General features: G+C 60.8%; 22 protein-coding genes. 15 read left to right on the forward strand and 7 right to left on the reverse strand.

What is annotated here, in order from left to right; all coding sequences use genetic code 11:
• Entirely contained in the window at positions 1–729 is a 729-nt protein-coding gene (locus WN982_RS22590; RefSeq protein WP_341317918.1) for a site-2 protease family protein, read from the forward strand.
• Positions 730–1,075: 346 nt separating this feature from the next.
• Here WN982_RS22590 and WN982_RS22595 read toward each other — a convergent pair whose 3' ends face one another.
• Positions 1,076–1,390, reverse strand: a complete 315-nt coding sequence (locus tag WN982_RS22595) for a DUF3303 family protein (RefSeq protein WP_341317919.1) — start codon at positions 1,388–1,390, stop codon at positions 1,076–1,078.
• A 564-nt stretch (positions 1,391–1,954) separates the two neighbouring features.
• Here WN982_RS22595 and WN982_RS22600 point away from each other — a divergent pair.
• From WN982_RS22600 to WN982_RS22645, 10 genes are all read left to right on the forward strand, one after another.
• Entirely contained in the window at positions 1,955–2,206 is a 252-nt protein-coding gene (locus tag WN982_RS22600; RefSeq protein WP_341317920.1) for a hypothetical protein, read from the forward strand.
• 146 nt (positions 2,207–2,352) lie between these two features.
• Entirely contained in the window at positions 2,353–2,793 is a 441-nt protein-coding gene (locus tag WN982_RS22605; RefSeq protein ID WP_341317921.1) for a DUF3237 family protein, read from the forward strand.
• A 120-nt stretch (positions 2,794–2,913) separates the two neighbouring features.
• Positions 2,914–3,675 carry an SDR family oxidoreductase gene (locus WN982_RS22610; protein ID WP_341317922.1) on the forward strand — a complete coding sequence of 254 codons (762 nt, stop codon included), beginning with the start codon at positions 2,914–2,916 and terminating at the stop codon, positions 3,673–3,675.
• Between the two features lie 49 nt (positions 3,676–3,724).
• The gene (locus WN982_RS22615) at positions 3,725–4,747 is read left to right on the forward strand and encodes a sigma-70 family RNA polymerase sigma factor (protein ID WP_341317923.1); all 1,023 of its coding nucleotides are present in this window, start codon (positions 3,725–3,727) and stop codon (positions 4,745–4,747) included.
• Between the two features lie 28 nt (positions 4,748–4,775).
• Positions 4,776–4,997 (forward strand): hypothetical protein, encoded by a 222-nt coding sequence (locus WN982_RS22620; RefSeq protein WP_341317924.1) that lies wholly within the window; start codon positions 4,776–4,778, stop codon positions 4,995–4,997.
• Positions 4,998–5,094: 97 nt separating this feature from the next.
• Positions 5,095–5,511 carry a hypothetical protein gene (locus WN982_RS22625; RefSeq protein ID WP_341317925.1) on the forward strand — a complete coding sequence of 139 codons (417 nt, stop codon included), beginning with the start codon at positions 5,095–5,097 and terminating at the stop codon, positions 5,509–5,511.
• 91 nt (positions 5,512–5,602) lie between these two features.
• Positions 5,603–6,211, forward strand: coding sequence for an isochorismatase family protein (locus WN982_RS22630; RefSeq protein WP_341317926.1), 609 nt, complete (start codon positions 5,603–5,605; stop codon positions 6,209–6,211).
• 66 nt (positions 6,212–6,277) lie between these two features.
• Entirely contained in the window at positions 6,278–6,493 is a 216-nt protein-coding gene (locus tag WN982_RS22635; protein ID WP_341317927.1) for a glutathione binding-like protein, read from the forward strand.
• Positions 6,494–6,676: 183 nt separating this feature from the next.
• Entirely contained in the window at positions 6,677–7,366 is a 690-nt protein-coding gene (locus tag WN982_RS22640) for an NAD(P)H-binding protein (protein WP_341317928.1), read from the forward strand.
• Positions 7,367–8,360: 994 nt separating this feature from the next.
• Positions 8,361–8,828 carry a hypothetical protein gene (locus WN982_RS22645; RefSeq protein ID WP_341317929.1) on the forward strand — a complete coding sequence of 156 codons (468 nt, stop codon included), beginning with the start codon at positions 8,361–8,363 and terminating at the stop codon, positions 8,826–8,828.
• A 103-nt stretch (positions 8,829–8,931) separates the two neighbouring features.
• On the opposite strand, the gene WN982_RS22650 is transcribed toward WN982_RS22645, so the two are convergent.
• From WN982_RS22650 to WN982_RS22670, 5 genes are all read right to left on the reverse strand, one after another.
• Positions 8,932–9,294, reverse strand: a complete 363-nt coding sequence (locus WN982_RS22650) for a cupin domain-containing protein (protein WP_341317930.1) — start codon at positions 9,292–9,294, stop codon at positions 8,932–8,934.
• A 126-nt stretch (positions 9,295–9,420) separates the two neighbouring features.
• Positions 9,421–10,467 (reverse strand): polyamine ABC transporter substrate-binding protein, encoded by a 1,047-nt coding sequence (locus WN982_RS22655; RefSeq protein WP_341319596.1) that lies wholly within the window; start codon positions 10,465–10,467, stop codon positions 9,421–9,423.
• An 801-nt stretch (positions 10,468–11,268) separates the two neighbouring features.
• Complete coding sequence (locus tag WN982_RS22660; protein WP_341317931.1) at positions 11,269–11,598, reverse strand: DUF4148 domain-containing protein; 330 nt, start codon at positions 11,596–11,598, stop codon at positions 11,269–11,271.
• Positions 11,599–11,773: 175 nt separating this feature from the next.
• Positions 11,774–12,844: an aldose epimerase family protein gene (locus tag WN982_RS22665; protein ID WP_341317932.1), complete on the reverse strand. Its 1,071-nt coding sequence runs from the start codon at positions 12,842–12,844 to the stop codon at positions 11,774–11,776.
• 32 nt (positions 12,845–12,876) lie between these two features.
• Positions 12,877–14,094, reverse strand: coding sequence for a DNA-binding transcriptional regulator (locus WN982_RS22670; RefSeq protein ID WP_341317933.1), 1,218 nt, complete (start codon positions 14,092–14,094; stop codon positions 12,877–12,879).
• 273 nt (positions 14,095–14,367) lie between these two features.
• Between WN982_RS22670 and xylA the strand changes: the two genes are divergently transcribed.
• The 4 genes from xylA (at position 14,368) to WN982_RS22690 (ending at position 19,734) form a co-directional block, all read left to right on the forward strand.
• On the forward strand, positions 14,368–15,690 hold the full coding sequence (xylA, locus tag WN982_RS22675; protein WP_341317934.1) for a xylose isomerase: 1,323 nt from the start codon (positions 14,368–14,370) through the stop codon (positions 15,688–15,690).
• 171 nt (positions 15,691–15,861) lie between these two features.
• Positions 15,862–16,890: a D-xylose ABC transporter substrate-binding protein gene (gene xylF, locus WN982_RS22680; RefSeq protein WP_341317935.1), complete on the forward strand. Its 1,029-nt coding sequence runs from the start codon at positions 15,862–15,864 to the stop codon at positions 16,888–16,890.
• 79 nt (positions 16,891–16,969) lie between these two features.
• Entirely contained in the window at positions 16,970–18,538 is a 1,569-nt protein-coding gene (xylG, locus tag WN982_RS22685) for a D-xylose ABC transporter ATP-binding protein (RefSeq protein WP_341317936.1), read from the forward strand.
• On the forward strand, positions 18,535–19,734 hold the full coding sequence (locus WN982_RS22690) for a sugar ABC transporter permease (protein ID WP_341317937.1): 1,200 nt from the start codon (positions 18,535–18,537) through the stop codon (positions 19,732–19,734). The genes xylG and WN982_RS22690 overlap by 4 nt, the downstream gene beginning before the upstream one ends.
• Before the next feature lie 24 nt (positions 19,735–19,758).
• Here the strand turns inward: WN982_RS22690 and WN982_RS22695 are convergent, their stop codons facing one another.
• Positions 19,759–21,201 carry an aldehyde dehydrogenase family protein gene (locus tag WN982_RS22695; protein ID WP_341317938.1) on the reverse strand — a complete coding sequence of 481 codons (1,443 nt, stop codon included), beginning with the start codon at positions 21,199–21,201 and terminating at the stop codon, positions 19,759–19,761.
• Positions 21,202–21,291: the final 90 nt, after the last annotated feature.

Genomic DNA, 21,291 nt, shown 5'->3' on the forward strand with positions numbered 1-21,291 from the left:
GTGACGAAACTGCTGATTTTGCTGCTGGGCGGACTAAAGCTCGGCAAGATACTGACCACGACAGGCACGATGCTGCTGTCGATTGCCGTCTATGCGATCTTTTACGGCTGGCGGTTCGCTGCGGGATTCGTGCTGTTGCTATTCGTGCATGAGGGCGGCCACTACGTGGCCGCGCGGCGACGGGGGCTCGATGTGGGGGCGCCGACTTTTGTTCCGTTTGTGGGCGCGTGGATTCAGATGAAAGCCATGCCGCACGATGCGGAAACAGAGGCGTATGTCGGTCTCGCAGGACCATTCACGGGGACGCTGGGCGCGCTTGGCTGCTACTTTCTTGCACGCCACTTCGATAGCGCCTGGCTACTGGCGCTGTCTTACGCGGGCTTCTTTCTGAACCTGTTCAATATGATCCCACTATCGCCATTCGACGGTGGCCGTATCACCGCAGTGCTCTCGCCGCGAATCTGGTTCGCGGGCGTTCCTGTACTCGTCGGATTGTTCGCGTGGCATCCTAGTCCACTCCTCATCGTCATGGCTATCCTGGCGATGCCGCAACTCAAGCGCGCATGGCACTACGATCCGACCAGTCCGGAGAACGCTCGGTACTATGGTATTGCGCCGTCGGTGAAGTTCACCTATGCGTTCTACTATCTGGCGCTTCTGGCGTTTCTTGCGACGATGACGTTTGGCATCCACGACATGCTAGGACCGTCGCGTGACGGCATGCGCTGATCTGCACTTTGATTTTGTCCGGCGCCTCATCGACCATTGCCGACATTCGAGTATCGGCGTTGGTCAGGCGGCTACGGGTCGCTTTCCGGACATTCGCAGGTCGGCGGGCGCGAATGACCGGTCTCACGGAAGCCGAATTCGTACTTTCGACCCGCTCCAGCCGTTCATCCTTCCCTGAAGCGGACGCTTACGGTCAACGACGGCCGGCGGGTGCAGGCCGTTGGCCGTCCGACTGAGCGGGGATCAGCCCGCGGCTCGGCGGCAGTGCCAAGACGCTGGCCACCTCAAAAAGGAGGACCGTGTCTCGGGTTCAATCGCAGTATAGGCGACATGATCCTCTCGGATGTCACTTACTTTTCAGTCCGTCTCGCCAGGCGATCGCTTCGAGTTCGACCCGGACTGCGTCCTCGACGGCAACTACGGGGTGCGCCCGAAATTCAAATGCAGGGAATGTCGAGCAAACTTTGTGAACCGCCAACGGATCGTCGCAGTCAACCAACATGTGCCCACCCCACTCTCCCACACGCACCACGAAAAACTCGATCTTGAAGTTGTCTGGCGCCTTCCACTGACTAAACACATCAAGGATTCGCTTCTGCGCATTCTCGTACTCTACAGGCGAACCTTGTGTGCGTTCGAACCAGCTAATCATGTACTTCATTGCCATCCTCCTTTTAAACATTGATGTCGCCGGAACGCTTGCCGTTTGGACGGGCTAGCGAATCAGCAAGCTACAACTGGGAGCAGCGGCGACGAATGCCCATTGCTTTTGGCCCTTCTTATGAACCGCTTCAAAGCGGCCAATGAGGGTCGTTTTACGTGTTCAGAACCGGACGCCAACGTACGACGACCAGCGACGGCGGCCCCGAAACCGTCCCTCAAACGACGATGGCGTTGGTCCGATCGCCATCAAGTCAGCTTAGCTCATCGCCAAAGGAATTCGATGGAAATGTAACTGCGAGCGGCAGTTCATGGCCGGTTGCACCCGCTGAAATATGAGCCGAATAGCTGCCGCTAGCGCAGGGCGAATGCTCTCGACCGGCGGCTTACGGCGAAGGGGCTGAGCGCGTACAGTCGGCCAATTGCCGCCGTTCGCCATGACCGTCACACGATCAACGGAACGGCTACTTTGGTTCAAACAGCGGACCCTCAGTGCGTAAACCGTGTTGAACCGGTCATCGGCCAACTCGATCCGTCGCTACAGACGGGAGTTGACCATCTACGGATGCCGATTCGTCGCATCCGCTCGACCGGTATGCCGGAGACGGAGACGATTGACGTGGTGATCGCGCTGCATGCCGATGCCATGGGCATCACCCGGGAACAGTTCCAAGGCTTCGTCGAAGGCATGACGCACCGCCGGCGTTCGACCACCGTCGCCGAAGTGGCGGAGACAGCCGCCTTCTTGGCCTCGAACCGCGGCAGCGGTTTCACCGGGACCGTGGCCAACCTGACGGGCGGGCTGATCGTCGACTAAGGGGCGGGCCATGCGAGGGACTTCAGGCGTCAGCCGCGCGGCATTCCGAGCCTAGAAATCGCGATCGACCGATGACTTTCTCGCAGTCCCCGGTCTCCACAACATCCACGGCGGCAATGGTTGCGCCGGCACTCAGGAGAGAAGCCATGAGCTACGAAAAAATCTTCGAATACGATCTCGATATCACCGGTGTGACGGACTACGGCGCCGACATGGAGGCGTTGTTTACGGGACGACAGAGCGTGCCGCTGCAAGGCGCGCAATTCGACGTCACCCTCGCGGGCCCGGTCAATGGCCGCGTGACGGGCAATATGCGCGGCATCGACTACCTGCGTATGCGTCCGGACGGCCGCCGCGAGCTCGAGCTCCGGGGCGCCATCGAAACCGATGACGGCAGCCGGATCGCGTTCTCGGCAGTAGGCGTCGGGTCCCCGCGCGAAGGTGAGCCGATGGTCGACCTCGCCGTGAAGATCGATCTCCTAACGGCCGCGACCGCCTATTCGTGGGTCAATGCAAAGTCAGCCTGGGGCTCGGGATATGCGGACCTGGCCACCAACAAGATCCACGTCGAGGTCTATCTGCACTAAGCCGCGGGCTGCCGCTTGCTTCGGCGTGGCAGCCCAAAACCAAAAAGTCTCTGCCGGACCGATGAGTTTCCCGCCGCAGGCGGTCTCCACACCAACAGAGATATCAAAGGAGATCTGAACATGTCGCAGGAGAACGGTTTGCTGCGAGGCAAGCGGGTGGTCGTATTGGGCGCGAGCCGCGGCGTCGGCCGCGAGATCGTGCAGCGCGCGTCGGCTGAAGGCGCGAAGGTCCTGGCCGTCGCCAGGCAGGCGCGCGGCCTGGCCGAGGTCGCGAAGACCACTTCGGGCGTCGACACGATGGCGCTGGACGCTGCCTCTGAAGACGCGCCGCGGAAGGTCTTCCGCAAGGCGAGGCCCGACCTGCTGGTGATCTGCGGCGGCGCCACTCCTCCGGTCCGGCCGATACCCGAGCTCACCTGGGCCGAGTTCGGCGTGAACTGGGAGGTCGACGCCAAGATGGCCTTCCTGTTCTGCCGCGAGGCATTACGGGCGCCGCTCGCGCCGGGCTCGGTCGTGGTGATTATTTCGAGCGGTGCCGGCCTCGGCGGGTCGCCGATTTCCGGCGGCTACGCCGGCGCCAAGCGCATGCAGATGTTCATCGCCAAGTACTGCCAGGCCGAATCCGGCCGCCTCGAGCTCGGCATCCGTTTCGTCGCGCTTGTGCCGTCCCGCGTGATGCCGGAGACGGACCTCGGGCAGGCCGCAGTGAACGGCTATGCCAAATACCTCAGTGTTACGGCGGAAAAGTTCATCGAGAACATGGGCCCGCGACAGTCGCCCGCGGATGTCGCTAAGGCGGTCCTCGACATCGCAATGAAGCCACCGGCGGAGCCGGGATCGATTTTCACCATTTCGGCCGATGGCGTCGCGGCGGCGAGCTGAAAATGCCAAGATGGACGAGCTGCGCAGTCGGAGAGTCGAGGGTGTCGCCATGAAAGACAAGGAACTCGTGAGCTCTGTGGGCGACACTCTACCCAGTCGCGCCGACTTCGCTAGGGCGGCCGAGTTGCATCGCCGCGCGCTCAAGCTGCACTGCTATCGCATGCTTGGGTCTCTGCACGAGGCTGAGGACGCGGTCCAGGAAACCATGCTACGGGCCTGGCGGGGTTTCGACGACTTCGAGGCGCGCGCGTCGATTAAGAACTGGCTGTACCGGATTGCAACCAACGTGTCCCTGAACATGATTGCGAGCCGTTCGAGGCGCGGCCGGTTGATGCCCGATCAGCTGGATGGGCCGGCGACCCAGAGGCCGCAAGGGCGCCCGGATACCGGGACCCTGTGGATCGAGCCCTATCCCGACGCCGAGCTGGAAACACTCCCCGATACTGCCGCAGGGCCGGACGCCCGCTACGAGCTACGTGAGTCTGTCCGGCTCGCGTTCGTCGCGGCGATCCAGCAACTGCCCCCGCGCCAGCGGGCCGTGCTGTTGATGGCCGACGTCATGGGCTGGTCTGCGATCGACGTCGCCTCCATGCTCGATGCTTCGGTGGCGTCCGTGAACAGCGCCCTGCAGCGCGCGCGGGCCAAGCTGGCCACGCTCGACCGCGACGTTCGACAGGCCCCGATGACAGATGAACATCAGCGGAGCTTGCTCGAGCGCTACGTGCAGGCCTGGGAGAGCGAGGATTTGGAACGATTCGTGGCGCTTCTGAAGGAAGACGCCGTTTATGCGATGCCTCCCTGGCGAGAATGGTATCAGGGTCGCGGCTCTATCGGCGACTTCTTTGGGGCCGTCTGGCCGGCGTACCGGGGTTTTCGGCTTGTGCCGGTCGGCGCAAACCTGCAGCCGGCCTTCGCCCTCTACACCCTCGGCGCCGAGGGGCGCTGGAACGCGCACTCGATCCAGCTCCTGTCGTTGGACAAGGACGGGATCGCGGCGCTGACGATGTTCATGCAGCCGCTCGCCCAGAGGCTCCTTCCGGCGTTCCAGCTGCCGATGGTCCTGGAGGCCTGATGCGCCCGTCGCCCCAAGGAGAAACGACATGCCGAAGATCACCGAAGGCGTCCATCAGGTCGACGGGATCCTCCCCGAGCGCCAGTCCGCCATGGGCTCTAACCCAGGGAGAACAACCGCGATGCCGGCGCAGACCCCTGTCGAAATCTTCGGCACCCCGTTCAGCAACTTCGTGCGCGCTGTGCGCACGGCCATCGCGGAGAAGGGCCTTCCCTGCGACTATTACCCGGTCCGGCCTCATCCGTCTTAGCTGGGAGACGGTCTCGCCCTGTGGATTGGTCCCAGGGAGTCACGGACGAAGTCGTTCTGCACTGTTTCGCTGAGGAAACTTAAAAAGGACAAGTTAAATGCTGACAATTGGAGCCCTGCTAACCGAAGAGACGGGAAAGCTTACAGTCCGGCGCGTTCTGTCGGTCGAAACTGGATCGGCGAAAGTTGAGACGACGTACGAAACTGCTGGGTCATTTCGCGACGTTCACTATACCGATCTTGGAAGCCTCATATCTGTTATCCGCCCCGACGGTACGCTGTACGGAGAGTGGAAAGGCGGGTTGCGGACTGATGCAAATGATACGGCCGTCTACCGTGGAATTACCGGCGGCACGTATATCGAAAAATCCAAGCACTCGCGCATCTATCGAGGTGCCCTCACGTTCGAAAACGCCGGTGGGGCGCTAAGCGAACTGAATAGTGTGCTTGCCGTATTCGAAATGGAAATCGACGATGCCGGCAAGGTGAGTTACCGCACCTGGAATCTCGAGTAGTCGAAAACGATCTGACCGAACACCGACCATCGATGAGTATTGAAAGATATACCGTTGGCATTGTTCTTTAGAAGTTACCGAGGAGACCTGTATGTCCGCCCTACCAATCAATCCGAACGAAATCGCCTTCCTCTTAATTGATTTTCAAGAAGGCATCACCGAGCTGTCAAGAACGGTGGAGCAAGCCAGTCTGCGAGCTGCGGCCATATCGTTGGCGAAGCTTGCGCGTGTGTTCGGTGTGCCGACTATTGTCAGCACCGCGATGTTGGAGGGACCGACGCTCGTAACTCCGGAAATTGAAAATGCGCTAGGTAACTTAGGTCTTTCGGCGCCCGCGCGAACAACCTCAAACGCGTTCACGCACATTCCGACAACCGACAAAATCGCCAGCCTCGGACGCAAAACGTTGCTCGTCGCTGGCGTGCTCACAGAAGTGGCGGTCCAGCACTCTGCACTGTCGGGTGCCGAACGGGGCTATGACGTGCAGGTGGTTGTCGATGCCTGCGGCGGTCTTTCTCCCCGGACCGAAGAGGCTGCGTTTCTTCGTCTTACCCAATCTGGCGTCACACTTACGTCGTGTGCCTCAGTCGCAGGACAACTAATGGGGGATCTCATACAGAGTCCCACTGCAGGAGAAGCGATAAAAATTCTGTTCGAGATCTGTCAGATTGGGCAGTCCGCTGGACGCCGGACTCGCTGATCCAACTGGTGAGTGTCGTGGGTTGGTGCAAGTCCACAACACCCTCGCTGAGGCCATAAAGCCGCATTGAGCCTCACGGTGCTGGAGGCGCGGCTGAACGGCCGCGACTATCTGGCGGCGAACCGCTTCACCTTCGCCGACGCGTTGCTGCTCGCCACACTGAATCCAGCACTCCGCCGACCGGAAGCGGCCGAGATCGTCGCCGAAGCGCCCGCGGTCCGCCGGTACTTTGCGCTGCATTCCCAACGGCGGAGTTTCGTCGAGACCGCGCCGGCCTCCTGAGGGCTTGCACGCCACTGTCCTGGCCGAGGGGCCACAATCCCCCAGACGGACGCGAATTAGCTCATCTTGGCCTGACGAAAATATTCTCGCCCGTTGCCGATGAGTATGTCCCGGTCCGCCTGTCTACACGAGTGACGCGGCCTCTAATCCAACTGATCGCGTCATTGAACAAAGGAGGGTCACATGAAGATCGGGATCATCGGAGCGAGCGGGAATATTGGGTCGCGGATACACGCCGAGGCGACCACCCGCCGGCATGACGTCACAGCCTTCACGCGGAGCGGCGCGGTGGCGAAAGGCGCGATGTGGCGCGACCTCGATGTCTTCGACCTCGAGGCGCTGGGCGCGGTCGTGGCATCGGTCGACGTCGTGGTCAGCGCCTATCATCCGGGCAATTCGGCCCGGGACGTCGGCGACGCCCTCCAGCGGGCGATCGCCGATCCGACCGCATATGCGCGGGTCGCTCAGAACTTAGTCAGAGCGCTGGAGCGCCGGATCGCCACGCGCGCGATAGTGGTCGGCGGCGCAGCGAACCTTGAGATCGCGCCGGGCGTGACCACCGACGACGACGACGACCGGCTGCGCCAAGTGTTCCGAAGCATCGGGGTTCCGGAGGCCTATGCCGAGGCGGCCAAGGGGCACCGCGATGCGCTAAACGTCCTGCGCGTGTCGAACCGGCGCTGGACATGCGCCAGCCCCTCCGCCGAGGTCTACGCCGGCGATCGCACGGGCCGCTTCCGCATTGGCGGTGACCAGCTCCTCATCGATGACGCTGGCCGGAGCCACATCTCCTACGAGGACTTCGCGTTCGCCATTCTCGACGAGATCGAAGAGCCCCGCCACGTCCAGCGCCGCTTCACGGCGGGCTATTGAGCTCGGGCGGCCAACTGGAGCGCACCACCATGCGCGGGCGTGGCCCTCACGCTCATCCTGTACGCTGTTGCTCGTTTATTGGATGAAAATGGTCAAAAAGAGCGTTACGCCCCTGTTTGCCTACTCTTAGTTCGAAGTTCTTTTCCTAGGGAGGGCCATCGCGAACCACGGCACTGACAAAATGCACGTGCGACCGATACTCCCAAGAAAGCTGCCGTTGGAGTCATGCTTGGTCCAGTGGCCGGAGTGGGTCGAAAGTACGAATTCGGCTTCCGTGAGACCGGTCATTCGTGCCAGCCGACTTGCGAATGTCAGGAAGGCGACCCGTAGCCGCCTGACCAACGCCGATATTCGAATGACGGTAATGGCCGATGACCCGCCGGTGGCAGTACAGAATAAGCGGAACGTCGGCTAAAGCATCTCCTAGTTAGCTAATGTAGCGTGTTGACCGCCTGCCTCCGCCGGATGCGGAGGGCTGCTACCAGCCATACTGGATTGTGTGGGCTAACGTGCCGCAAGTTTGCTTTTCATCCATTTGCTTGCGTTCGGCTCCACAGAGAGCGTAGCCATCTTTAGGCCAAAACGGCGGGCCGACCACCGACGCCCTGAGCATCCGAGCGGCCGTCTTGGCCCCCTGCCAAACTTGAATTACCGCGCGGAATGAGTCCGTCGAAGCCTTATCCAATCGGCCAAACTTGACCGTTTAGCCCACCTGGTTGAAACCTACCCCCTCGCTCTGATTTATAATCATCAAGCCATCGGGAAACACCCGGCGGCCAGGTTTAGCAGCCTGTAGTCAGAAACCGCACACCCGCCCAGGCGGGTCGTGCGTCCACTCCTGCACGTCTATATTTCAATGGGCGGGTCGTGGTGGGGGAGCCGCAAGGCTCGCCGGTTGGTTTCTGACCCGGTCTGCTAACCCCGCTACGTGCCCGCTCACCCACTTTGCAAGCGAGTGTCGGGCGATCCGAGGAAGTAACAGGGAGATCGCACCATGAGCAAATCCGCAAAACAATCACGACGCGCTTCACGCCCGCCTGTCGACGCACTCCAGTACGAGAAGCTTGCGCTGTCGGCTTTTGGTCTCTGCGACCGGCAACTGAGCCAACTAGACACTTTGGTCACACTTGCGGCGTCGATATGTAGGAATCCTGCTGTGACGCTCGAAGAACGGCGGCGTCAACAGACCCTCCTTGAATTGCTCGTCGACACGGCAGAGCAATATCAGCAGGAGCTTGTATGCGACCGTGAACTGTTCCAGGTGATCGCGCTCGATGCTAAGGGAATTCCTCAAAGCCGAATCACGGCGAACCGCGCGGCGCGTCTTCTTGAAGAGGCCGCACAGTCGGCGAAGGAAGCGCCACCCAACGCGAACACAATACAGCGCAAACGAACTCCTGCTAAAAGCGCGACGACAAGCGTAAGAGCAGACGCGCAGCAGCCGGTTGCAGCACAGCACTAACCCACCAAAATAGCGGGCACCGCACCAACAAGAAGAGGCGCAACAGCTAGCGCCTCTTTCTTCATCCAGGTCACCGCCACCACCACGGCAAAAAAACAGCCACCTAAGCCTTAAACTCCACCGAAACAAAAATCTTCCGGCACGGTTCAACAACTTCCCAAGTCCCCCTAAACCCCGCCGGAATCAAAAACCGATCCCCAGCGCGCACGGTCTTCGCCGTGCCATCCGCATCCCGAATCACCGACACGCCTTCAAGAATCTCGCAGTACTCGCTCTCGGTGAAGTTCACAGTCCATTTACCGCACGCACCTTCCCAAACACCCGCCGCGAGCTGCCCACACGGACTAGCAAAGTGCGTATGAACCGCTTGCACGGGATCGCCCGAAAGAACCGCCTCAGGTTTCGGCATGTACTCAACACTTTCCTTAGCAGGCTGCGCGAAATCAACAATGTTCAAAATGCTCATAATGGCTCTAATACAACCAGAGTTAAAAAAACAAAGCTTCAAAAAGGGCGCAGCGCACACACCCACTGCATGCGCCACGCTCAAAAGGCGTCACCTAACAGCAGCAAAGCACAACAATTAAACCCCTCAACCTCCCGACTTCAACTGCGCCCACAGCCGATTCTCAAGCCGCATGATCGGTGCAGTCTGCGGGCGCATCAACGTCATCTTGTTCAGCACCGCCTCAGGCGGATACACATTCGTGTCCTGCTCAATGGCCGGCGTCACAAATTGCCGCGCCGCACGGTTGGCAGTCGGATAGAACACCTCATTCGTGATCGCAGCACTAACCTTCGGATCCTCGATATAGTTCATCCACTTCATCGCCGCTTCCGGATGCGGCGCGTCTTTCGGAATCACCATCACATCCATCCACAGCAAGCCCGCGTCCTTGATATTCGAGAACTTCACCTCATACGAACGCTTCGCTTCCGACGCACGCCTCCGCGCAATCCCAACATCGCCCGAATACCCGAACGCCACACAAATGTCGTTGTTCGCCAGATCGTTGATGTACCCGGACGAATTGAACTGCGTGATATACGGCCGCACCTTCTTCAGCACTTCATACGCGGCCTGGTAATCGCCGGGGTTTGCGCTGTTCGGGTCCTTATGCATGTACTGGAGCACGGCGGGGAAAACATCGGCGGCCGAGTCGAGGAACGACACGCCGCAGCTTTTGACCTTCGACAGATAGGCCGGGTCGAATAGCAGCGCCCAGCTATCCACAGGCGCATCCGCGCCGAGCGCTTTCTTCACTGACTGAACGTTATAGCCGACACCGCCGGTGCCCCACGCCCAAGGCACGCCATATTGATTGCCAGGGTCCGCGTCGGCGATCAGTTTCATCATGCCGGGGTCGAGGTTCGCGAGGTTCGGCATCTTCGATTTGTCGATCTTCTGATACACGCCGGCCTCGATCTGACGCGCCATATAACTCGATGTCGGCACCACAATGTCGTAGCCGGAACTGCCTGCCAGCAGTTTGGCCTGCAGCGTATCGTCGCTGTCGTAGTTGTCGTATTTCACCGTGATGCCGGATTGCTTTTCGAAGTTGGCAATCGTGTCTTTGGCGATGTAGTCCGACCAGTTGTAGACATTGAGCGTCGTGTCCGCGGCGCGCGCAGTGTCCATCGCGGTCAAAGCGGTCAGCGAGCACAGTATCGTGCCGGTGAGCGAAAGAAGCTTGGCATGACGAATCTTCATTTCACGATCTCCTGGATTTCAATCTTCAGTTTTCGACGCAGCGCAGATGCGCGACGGCCCACACGTTCCGCGCATCCCGCAAGGATGCGGACGAAAAGGAACGTGACGCCGCCTGCCGCAGCGCAAGCGCACAGCAGAGCTAAAAGGAATACGGATGGGCGAGCGCTATCAGCTGTCGAGCGTTAGCAAAACAACTTGCGATGCGCGGACATGCAAACGCATTGCAGGCGCTTGACCGCTTAACGAACGGTCCATCGCATGCAACACTGACTCGCGAAAACAGAAGGGGGACTAAGGCAGAAGCGACGCGATTTCGTCAGTTCGCACCGCAATGGCTGCAGGTGCTGCAATGACGTTGTGCCGCCGGACGGAGCGACGCGACAACACGGTATCGATGGACAGGGGGCGGGATGGCGAAGCGCAGTTGCTCCCCTGATGAGCGATCGAGCAGCCGGACAGGAACGTTCTTTCCCGACCAGGCTGGTATCTCACCAATGGACCACGGACTTTCACGATGGAACCCGAAGCGACGTTGAGTAGAAGTCCTCGCTGATGCAGATCGACCACACTGCAAGGACCACCGAACTTCCGCCTTAGGATATATGAGCCATTATTTTCGTCAAAGGATTTTCTGACACTGTGCTGTCATGGTCATGCACGCATGAAAATGCACTCATGCGAGCGCATGCGTGAAGCACGGCTCGCATCGAACTGCGCGACGGCAGCGCCTTACTGGCCGCCCATGACTGGCTCTTGCGGATTCGCGTTCACAGCGTCGCCGTTGTGACCGGCCTGCGACGCACCGCTCGCGGAAGGACCATAGCCGGTAGTGTCGGCTTGCGCGGTGGCATTTTGTGCCGCAACGCGTGCTTCTGCAGCCTGAATGTCCGCGGGGTAGCTTGAGTCGTTTGTGGCGGCAGGGTTGTAGCCTGCTTGCTCGAGTTGACGCAATTGAGCCTTGACCTCCGCACGCGTGAGCGGTTGCTCCGATTGCGCGAACGAAGCGACCGGGGCGGCGAAAACGACCGCCAGTGCCACTGCTTTGATCAGCGATTTCATGATGCTTCTCTCCGAGAATTGTTTTGTCCGGCGCCGCAACACGTGTTCGGCGACCGATGAACAGATTCTAGGAAGCGGGTGTCCCAGGGGAAACCCCTGATCTCGTAATTCAGTCTTGCAGGAAATAGCAAGTCGGAATTGTAAGGAAGCCTGCGTTAAAGCATGAGGAGTCGGCTTAAACGCCGCTGCGTACGCCGATCCGATACTGGGTCACCTGACGATACGCATTGCCGGCCCGCACGATGATCTGCTCCTGCTCAGCCATGTTGACCTGATTCGGAAAGCCGCCCGCTTCGAGGCAAAGCCCGGCGTGAGGCTGGTATGCGATGCCGCCGCGTCCCGTATCGCCATTCAGCGCATTACCAGTGTAAAACTGCAAGCCGCGCTGATCGGTCGACACGGTCAGCTCGCGTCCGCTGCCAGGATCGTATGCGCAGGCCACCCGGCGTACCTCCGATTCGCCGTCGGCGATGTCACGCAGCACGTAGCAATGATCGAAGCCACCCGCCCGCGCAAGCTGCGCATGCGGCCAGTCCAGCCGCGCGCCGATCGGCGCGCTTTGCCGAAAGTCGAACGCATTGCCTGCTACGTCGGCACGCTTGCAAGGAATCAGTGCCGCATCGACTTCAAAGAACGTATCGGCGTCGATAGACAACACATGTCCGCGGATGTCGCTGCCCGGCCGACCTGACAGGTTGAAGTAAGGATGGCTTGTCAGATTGAGCGGTGTCGGCGCATCGGTGACGGCTTCGTAGGCGATCGTCAACGTGCCGTCGTCGTCGAGCGTGTAGCGCACCTGCACCGTCACGTTGCCCGGAAATCCGGCGTCGCCTTCCGGCGATTCGAGCCGCATCACCAGCGAGCCGTTGTCCTCGCTGACGTCCCATAGCGCGCGATGAAAGCCCTGTGTGCCGCCATGCAACAGGTTGCTCCCTTCGTTGCGATCCAGCGTGTATTCGATGCCGTCGAGCGTGAAGCGCGCATCGGCAATGCGGTTCGCCCACCGGCCGACCAGACCGCCCATGTAGGTGATCGCCGTGACATATTCGGCGGGCGTGTCGTGCCCGAGCAGGATATCGCCGAGCCGTCCGGCGCGATCCGGTGCATGCCACGAGACCAGCGTCGCGCCCAGGTCGCTGATGGCGATTTTCATGCCGTGCGTGTTGCGCAGCGTGAAGAGCCGGACAGAATCGCCACCGGGCAATACGCCCCACGGCTCGGAAGAAATTGTTGCGATGCTGATCATGTCGTCGGTCGAGATAGAAGAAGAAAGCAGTTTCAGCCGGGTGCTGCCGCCGAATTCGCGCGATCCTGATACTCGCGCGGCGTACAGCCCAGTTCCCGGCGAAATACCGCGTACATGTACTGCAGCGACGAGAAGCCGCAACGGATCGCCACCTCCGCGCTCGACGCATCGCGCTTCGCAAGCAGCGCCTTCGCGACATCGAGTTTATGACGCAGGATTTCCTGATGCACGGTGCACTGCAATTCGCGCCGGAAATATTCTTCGAGCGACGAGCGCGATACGCCCACGTAATCGGCAACCTGTTCGGTGCGAATCCCCTGGCATGCGTACTGCCGGATGAAGTGCCGCGCACGCATCACATACGGGCTCGCGAGCGGCTGGTGTTTCGTCGATTCGAGCACGTTGATGCCGACCGGCGGCACGAGAATGCGGCGCCCCGGGAAGCGCGCGCCGCGCAGCATCTGGTGCAGCAGGTGCGCGGCGGTGCGGCCCATTTCTTCGGTGCCTTGAATCACCGAAGAAAGCGGAATGCGGGTCAACGTACGCGTGAGCGGATCGTTGTCGATGCCGATGATCGCCACTTCTTCAGGCACAGGGATACCGGCGATCAGACACGCTTGCAGCAGATGCCGCGCACGCGCGTCGGTCACCGCGACGATGCCGACCGGTTTCGGCAACTGGCGCAACCATGCCGTGAGTTGCTCGGTTGCCTGATTCCATGATGGCGCGCTGGTCGACAGGCCGCGATAGATCTCGGTGTCGATCTGCTTTGCGCTGTGGCCGTCCGCACTGCGCAGATGAGCGAACGCCAATTCGCGCTGCTGAGCCCAGCGGTTCTGCTGCGCCTGCGGAAGGCTATACAAAGCGAAGTGCTCCAGACCCACGCCGATCAGATGCGTATAAGCGAGCGAGACGAGCTTCGCGTTGTCGGTCGCGATATAGGGTAAGTCCGGAGGATAGTGAGCCGGATCTTCAAACGAAGAGCCGACCGCGACGACCGGCAACGGACTGTCGCGCAGCGCTTCGCCCACCGCGGGATCGTCGAAATCCGCGATGATGCCGTCGCCGTCGAAGCGCTCGATGCCCGCCAGCCGGCAACGAAAATCTTCTTCGAGGAACAGGTCCCAGGCCACGCGCGTCGACAGCAGGTAATTGCCGATGCCCGTGATGATCTCGCGGTCGTACACCTTGTTCGCGTTGAACAGCAGCGCGATCCGATGGGTCGTCTGTGGCGTTTGAGGGCGGGTCATGGCAGTGGCGGCGGGCGGATCGTCAGGAACCGCTGAGCCATCGTCTCCTGTTGGGTGGGCATCGAATGCCGCACGGGTTTTTTAAGCGTCTGGTTATTCTAGGCCCTGAAGATCGCGCCGGTGTGGACCAAACGCATAAGCGGTAAGAAACATCAAGCACGCTGTGCAATTTCGCAATTGCCGGTGCCTGTCGCAAGCGTCAGCATGGCGTCACCTTGTCGACCCGCACATGATGTTGCGCAGGTTGCAGTGCAACATAAACAGGAGACGCTGATGTCCTACTTCGAACACATTCCCGAAATTCGCTACGAAGGTCCGCAATCGGATAACCCGCTTGCGTATCACCATTACGACAAGAACAAGCCTGTGCTTGGCAAGACACTCGAAGAACATTTGCGTATCGCCGTCTGCTATTGGCACACGTTCGTCTGGCCCGGTGTCGATATCTTCGGGGAGGGAACGTTTCGGCGTCCATGGCAGCAAGCCGGCGACGCGATGGAGCGTGCACAGCAAAAGGCCGATTCCGCCTTTGAATTCTTCACGAAGCTCGGCACGCCTTACTACACCTTTCACGATACCGATGTCTCGCCCGAAGGCGAGACTCTGAAGGAATACAGCGAGAACTTCGGGCGCATTACCGACTATCTGGCGCGCAAGCAGCAGGACACCGGCATCAAATTGCTGTGGGGCACGGCCAATCTGTTCTCGCATCCGCGTTACGCGGCAGGGGCGGCAACCAGTCCGGATCCGGAAATTTTTGCATTTGCGGCGACTCAGGTGCGCCACGCGCTTGACGCGACGCAACGGCTCGGCGGCGAGAACTATGTATTGTGGGGCGGCCGCGAAGGTTATGACACGCTGCTCAATACCGACCTCGTGCGCGAACGCGATCAGTTCGCCCGCTTTCTCCACATGGTGGTCGAGCATGCGCATAAGATCGGCTTCAAAGGCACTTTGCTGATCGAACCGAAGCCGCAGGAGCCGACCAAACATCAATACGATCACGACGTGGCGACCGTGCATGGCTTCCTGCTGCAATACGGGCTGCAGGATGAAATCCGCGTGAATATCGAGGCCAATCACGCGACGCTTGCCGGCCACTCGTTTCATCACGAGATCGCGACCGCGTTTGCGCTCGGCATTTTCGGCAGCGTCGATGCGAATCGCGGCGATCCGCAAAACGGCTGGGACACCGACCAGTTTCCGAACAGCGTCGAGGAACTGACGCTGGCCTTCCACGAGATCCTCAAACACGGCGGCTTCACGACCGGCGGCATGAACTTCGATGCCAAAGTTCGGCGGCAAAGCGTTGATGCCGAGGATCTGTTTTACGGCCACATCGGTGCGATCGACAATCTGGCGCTCGCGGTCGAGCGCGCGGCAGCGTTGATTGAGAACGACCGTCTCGAACAGTTCAAGCGTCAGCGTTATGCGGGCTGGGACACGGAGTTCGGCCGCAAGATCCTGTCCGGCGGCTATTCGCTGTCGACGCTTGCTACGGACGCGCTGTCCCGTGGCCTGAATCCTCAGCATGCGAGCGGCCAGCAGGAACGGCTGGAAAACGTGGTGAATCAGGCGATTTATGGCGTGCGCTGAAGCACGCTGGTAGTGAAGGCCGCGAGACGCGGCCGGCAAAAAATTAAAAGAATCGCGTGGCCACGTTGACCGCGCGGAGACAGGAGTTTTGGGTTGTCGTTCGTCGGCTGTGTGGCTCGCAGCGCAGGCCGTCCAATCCGGTATTCCGGCTATCAGAAGAAGGAGACAGACATGAAAATCGCAACGCGCCGTACCGTTCTGAGTTCGCTCGTATGTGGAGCGATACTCGCCAGCCTGTCGCTTGTTGCGCCGCTCGCGCATGCAAGCAAGGATCATCCGGAAATTGGCTTCTGTATCGACGATCTGCGCGTCGAGCGCTGGTCGCGCGATCGAGATTACTTCGTCGCGGCTGCGGAAAAGCTCGGCGCGAAAGTGTCGGTGCAGTCGGCCGACGCAAGCGAGGAGCGACAGATCTCGCAGATCGAAAACCTGATTTCGCGCGGCGTCGACGTGATCGTCATCGTGCCGTTCAATTCGAAGACGCTCGGCAACGTGATCGCCGAAGCGAAGAAAGCGGGCATCAAGGTCGTCTCGTATGACCGGTTGATTCTCGATGCCGATGTCGATGCCTATATCTCGTTCGATAACGAGAAAGTGGGAGAAATGCAGGCACAGGGTGTCTTCAATGCACAACCGAAGGGCAATTACTTCCTGCTCGGCGGCGCGCCGACCGACAACAACGCGAAGATGCTGCGCGAGGGGCAGCTCAAAGTGTTGAAGCCCGCCATCGATAAAGGCGACATCAAGGTGGTCGGCCAGCAGTGGGTGCCTGAGTGGAGTGCGTCGACGGCGTTGCGCATCGTCGAGGATGCGCTGACGGCGAACAACAACAAGATCGATGCGATCGTCGCGTCGAACGACGGCACTGCGGGCGGCGCGATTCAGGCGCTTGCCGCACAGCATATGGCGGGCAAGGTGCCGATCTCGGGGCAGGACGCGGACCTCGCGGCGGTGAAGCGCGTGATCGCCGGCACGCAAACGATGACCGTGTACAAGCCGCTGAAGCTGATCGCAGGCGAAGCCGCGAAACTCTCGGTCGCGCTTGCGAAGGGCCAAAAGCCGGCCTATAACGCGCAGTACGACAACGGCAAGAAGAAGGTCGACACGGTACTGCTGCAACCAACATTGCTGACGAAGAGCAACGTCGATATCGTCGTCAAGGACGGCTTCTATACCCAGGCCCAGCTCGCGAGCCAATGAGCGTAACGCATGCGCGGTGGGCATCGGTGTGTATTACGCGTACCGGTGCCGCCGCGCGCCTTGCAGCGAGGCATAGCGAATGACGCAACCCTTACTGACGATGCGCGGCATTGTCAAAGCGTTCTCCGGCGTGAAGGCGCTCGACGGCATCGACCTGACGGTCGCGCGGGGCGAGTGCATCGGCTTGTGCGGCGAAAACGGCGCGGGAAAATCGACGCTGATGAAAGTGTTGTCCGGCGTTTACCCGTACGGTACCTGGGATGGCGAAATCATCTGGGAAGGCGAGCCGCTAAAGGCCGCAAGCGTACGCGACACCGAGCGGGCCGGCATCATCATCATTCACCAGGAATTGATGCTGGTGCCGGAATTGTCGGTAGCGGAGAACATCTTCCTCGGCAATGAAATCACGCTGCCAGGCGGCCGGATGAATTACGCCGCGATGTATCAGCGCGCCGACGAGTTGCTGCGTGAACTCGATATCGGCGGCATCAACGTCGCGCAGCCGGTGATGAATTACGGCGGCGGGCACCAGCAACTGATCGAGATCGCAAAGGCGCTGAACAAGCGCGCGAAGCTGCTGATTCTCGATGAACCGTCGTCGTCGCTGACGGCCTCGGAAACGCGCATCCTGCTCGACATCGTGCGCGATCTGAAGCGGCGCGGCGTAGCCTGCGTATACATCTCGCACAAGCTCGACGAAGTCGAAGCCGTGTGCGACACCATCAGCGTGATTCGCGACGGCCGGCACGTCGCAACCGAGCCGATGCGTGCGCTGACTACCGAGCGCATCATCGCGATGATGGTCGGCCGGGAAATCAAGAACCTGTTTCCACGCGAACCGCATCCGATCGGCGACGTGATCTTCGAAGCGCGCCACGTCACCTGTTTCGATGTCACCAATCCGCGTCGCAAGCGTGTGAACGACGTGTCGTTTGCGCTGCGGCGCGGTGAAATTCTCGGCGTCGCCGGTTTGGTGGGCGCGGGGCGCACGGAGTTGATGCAGGCGATCTTCGGCGCGTATCCGGGGGTGAGCGAAGCGACGGTTGTAATGGAAGGCAAGCCGTTGAAAATTCGCGCGCCGATAGATGCGATTCGTGCGGGCATCGGCATGGTGCCTGAGGACCGCAAGCGGCATGGCATCGTGCCGAATCTGAGCGTCGGTCACAACATCACGCTCGCAGTGTTGCAGCGCTTTGCGACGGGTGGCCGTATCGATTCCGCCGCCGAGCTCGATACGATTCACACGGAGATGAAGCGGCTGTCGGTGCGTGCCGCGCATCCGATGCTGTCGATTGCAAGCCTGTCAGGAGGCAATCAGCAAAAGGCCGTGCTGACGCGCATGCTGCTGACCGACCCCAAAGTGCTGATCCTCGACGAACCGACCCGCGGCGTCGACGTGGGCGCGAAATACGAAATCTACAAACTGATTTTTCAGCTTGCACAGCGCGGCGTGTCGATCGTGATGGTGTCGTCCGAATTGCCGGAAGTGCTCGGTATCAGCGATCGCGTGCTGGTAATCGGCGAAGGCGAATTGCGCGGCGATTTCATCAACGACGGCCTCACGCAGGAGGACATTCTCAGCGCCGCGATCCGTCCCGTGCAACGATCCCTAAACCCAACCGCACTAACCGCAGCGAGTGCCGCATGACTCCCGACGTCACTTCCCAACGCGCCGACAATGCCGCGCCGCAAGGCGCATTCGGCGGCCCGCAGCGCATTCAGCAACTGTTCGCGCGCTACAAGATTCTTGCGTTGCTGATCGCGGTGGCCGCGATCTGGATGTTCTTTTCGTTTCTCACACACGGTGCGTTCGTCACGCCACGCAATCTGTCGAATCTGCTGCGGCAAATGTCGATTACCGGCATGCTCGCGTGCGGCATGGTGTTCGTGATCATCGCCGGCGAGATCGATTTGTCGGTGGGCTCGTTGCTGGGTCTGCTCGGCGGCGTCGCGGCGATTCTCGACGTCAACCGCCATTGGCCGATCGGCGTAACACTGCCGGTTGTGATGCTGCTCGGCGTACTCATGGGCATGTTCAACGGATGGTGGTCGACCTACCGGCGCGTGCCGTCGTTCATCGTCGGCCTGGGCGGCATGCTGGCGTATCGCGGCATTCTGCTCGGCGTGACTGGCGGTTCGACCATCGCACCGGTCTCCGACAATTTCGTCTTCGTCGGTCAAGGGTATTTACCGCGACTTGCGGGCGATACGCTCGCCGTCGTGCTGTTTCTGCTGCTGACCTTTCTCACCGTGCGGCAACGGCGCAACCGCGAGCGCTATCAGTTGACGGTCGTGCCTGTCTGGCAGGACGTCGCGAAGGTTGTCGGCGCGGGCGTGATTCTGGCCGCGTTCGTCGCCACGCTGGATCGCTATGGCGGCATACCGGTGCCGGTTTTGCTGCTGCTCGCACTGCTCGGCGTCTTCACTTGGATCGCGACGCAGACCGTATTCGGCCGCCGCATCTATGCCGTGGGTTCGAATCTCGAAGCGACGCGGCTATCCGGTGTGAACACCAACCGTGTGAAGCTGGCGATCTTCGCGCTGATGGGGTTGATGTGCGCGTTCGGCGGTATCGTCAACACGGCGCGGCTCGCAGCCGGCTCGCCGTCGGCGGGTTCGATGGGCGAGCTGGATGCGATCGCGGCATGCTTTATCGGCGGGACGTCGATGCGCGGCGGCTCCGGCACGGTCTACGGGGCATTGATCGGCGCGCTGGTGATGGCGAGCCTCGACAACGGCATGTCGATGCTCGACGTCGATGCGTACTGGCAGATGATCGTGAAGGGCAGCATTCTCGTGCTCGCGGTGTGGATCGACGTAGTGTCGGGTTCGAACCGGCGCTGACCCTTCAACGGTGCCGACGGTGCATTAGGCCGATGCTGAGGATTCTCGGTTCACGCCGAGAATCGACTTCGGTTCCATGAACGCTTCCAGCCCGAATGTCCCGTATTCTCGCCCAATGCCCGATTGTTTGAACCCGCCGAACGGCGCGGCGGGTTCGTGCGCCAGCGTATTGACCAGCACGCGTCCTGCATCGATACGCGCGGCGACTGCGCGAGCCCGCGCCGCGTCGCTGGAGACCACGTAGGCTTGCAAGCCGTAGCTCGTGTCGTTGGCAATCGCAATCGCTTCTTCGGTGTCGCGATACGCGATGATCGACAGCACGGGGCCGAAGATTTCCTCGCGGGCGATCGTCATGTCGTTGCTAACGCCGCTGAACACCGTCGGCCGCACGAACCAGCCGCTCTTGAGGCCTTCCGGTCGGCCTTCGCCGCCAGCAAGTAAGCGCGCGCCTTCGTCGACGCCGATACGGATATAGCGCTGCACACGCTCCCATTGCTTGCGGCTGACCATCGGACCGATCTGCGTGGCCGGGTCGCGCGGATCGCCGGCTTGCACGCGTGCGGCCTCGTCGCGCACCCGTTCCTCGAACTCCGCGAGGCGGCTTTGCGGCACCAGAATTCGCGTGCCGGCGATACACGCCTGACCGCTATTCATGTAACCCGCCTGGAGCGCCAATGGCACCGCTTCGGCGAAATCCGCGTCGTCCAGTACCAGCATCGGCGATTTGCCGCCTAACTCCAGCGTGACGCGCTTCAACGTCTCGGCGCCGGTGCGCAGAATGGTCTTGCCGACAGCCGTGGACCCTGTGAAGGAAATCTTCGCGACGTCCGGATGCGCGCTGATTTCCGCGCCGACGGTTTCGCCCCTGCCCGTGATGATATTGAAGACGCCCGCGGGCAAGCCGGCATCGTGCAGTGCCTCGGTGACGATCTGCGTCTGGATTGCGCTCATCTCGCTCGGCTTGACGACGGCCGTGCAACCAGCCGCGAGCGCCGCCGCCAGTTTGCCGCAGATGAAGCCGGCATTGCTGTTCCACGGCGTAATCAGGCCGGCTACGCCGAGCGGTTGCATGACGACATCGGCGCTGCCGGCGCGGCGCGTGAAGTCATAAGTTCGCAGCACCTTGACGACTTCCGCCAGCACGTCGGCCGCATATTTCGCCATCCAGCGCGCGCGCGAAACCGGTGCGCCGTATTCTTCGACGATCGCTTCGAACAGGTCGTCTTCTCTGGCTTGCACCGCGTCGTGCATGCGTTCGAGCAGCGCGATCCGCTCTGCTGTGCGGGTGCGGGAAAACTGCGGGAAGGCGCGCCTGGCGGCTGCGATCGCGCGGCGCGCGTCTTCTTCGTCAGCCAGCCGGACCTGGCCGATTACCGCTTCGGTTGCCGGGTTGAACAGTTCGAACCATTCCTCGCCGTGCGGCGTGACGAACGCGCCGTCGATATAAATCTTGTCGATTTGTCGCATGAAAACTCCTGCCGTGGCGAATACGAATTGCCTTCACGATAGCCCTCGAGGATTGCGCTGACTAGCCATATAATCAAAGATGATTCGTTG

The organism is Paraburkholderia sp. IMGN_8 (assembly GCF_038050405.1).
In the GTDB taxonomy this organism is placed as follows: Bacteria; Pseudomonadota; Gammaproteobacteria; order Burkholderiales; family Burkholderiaceae; genus Paraburkholderia.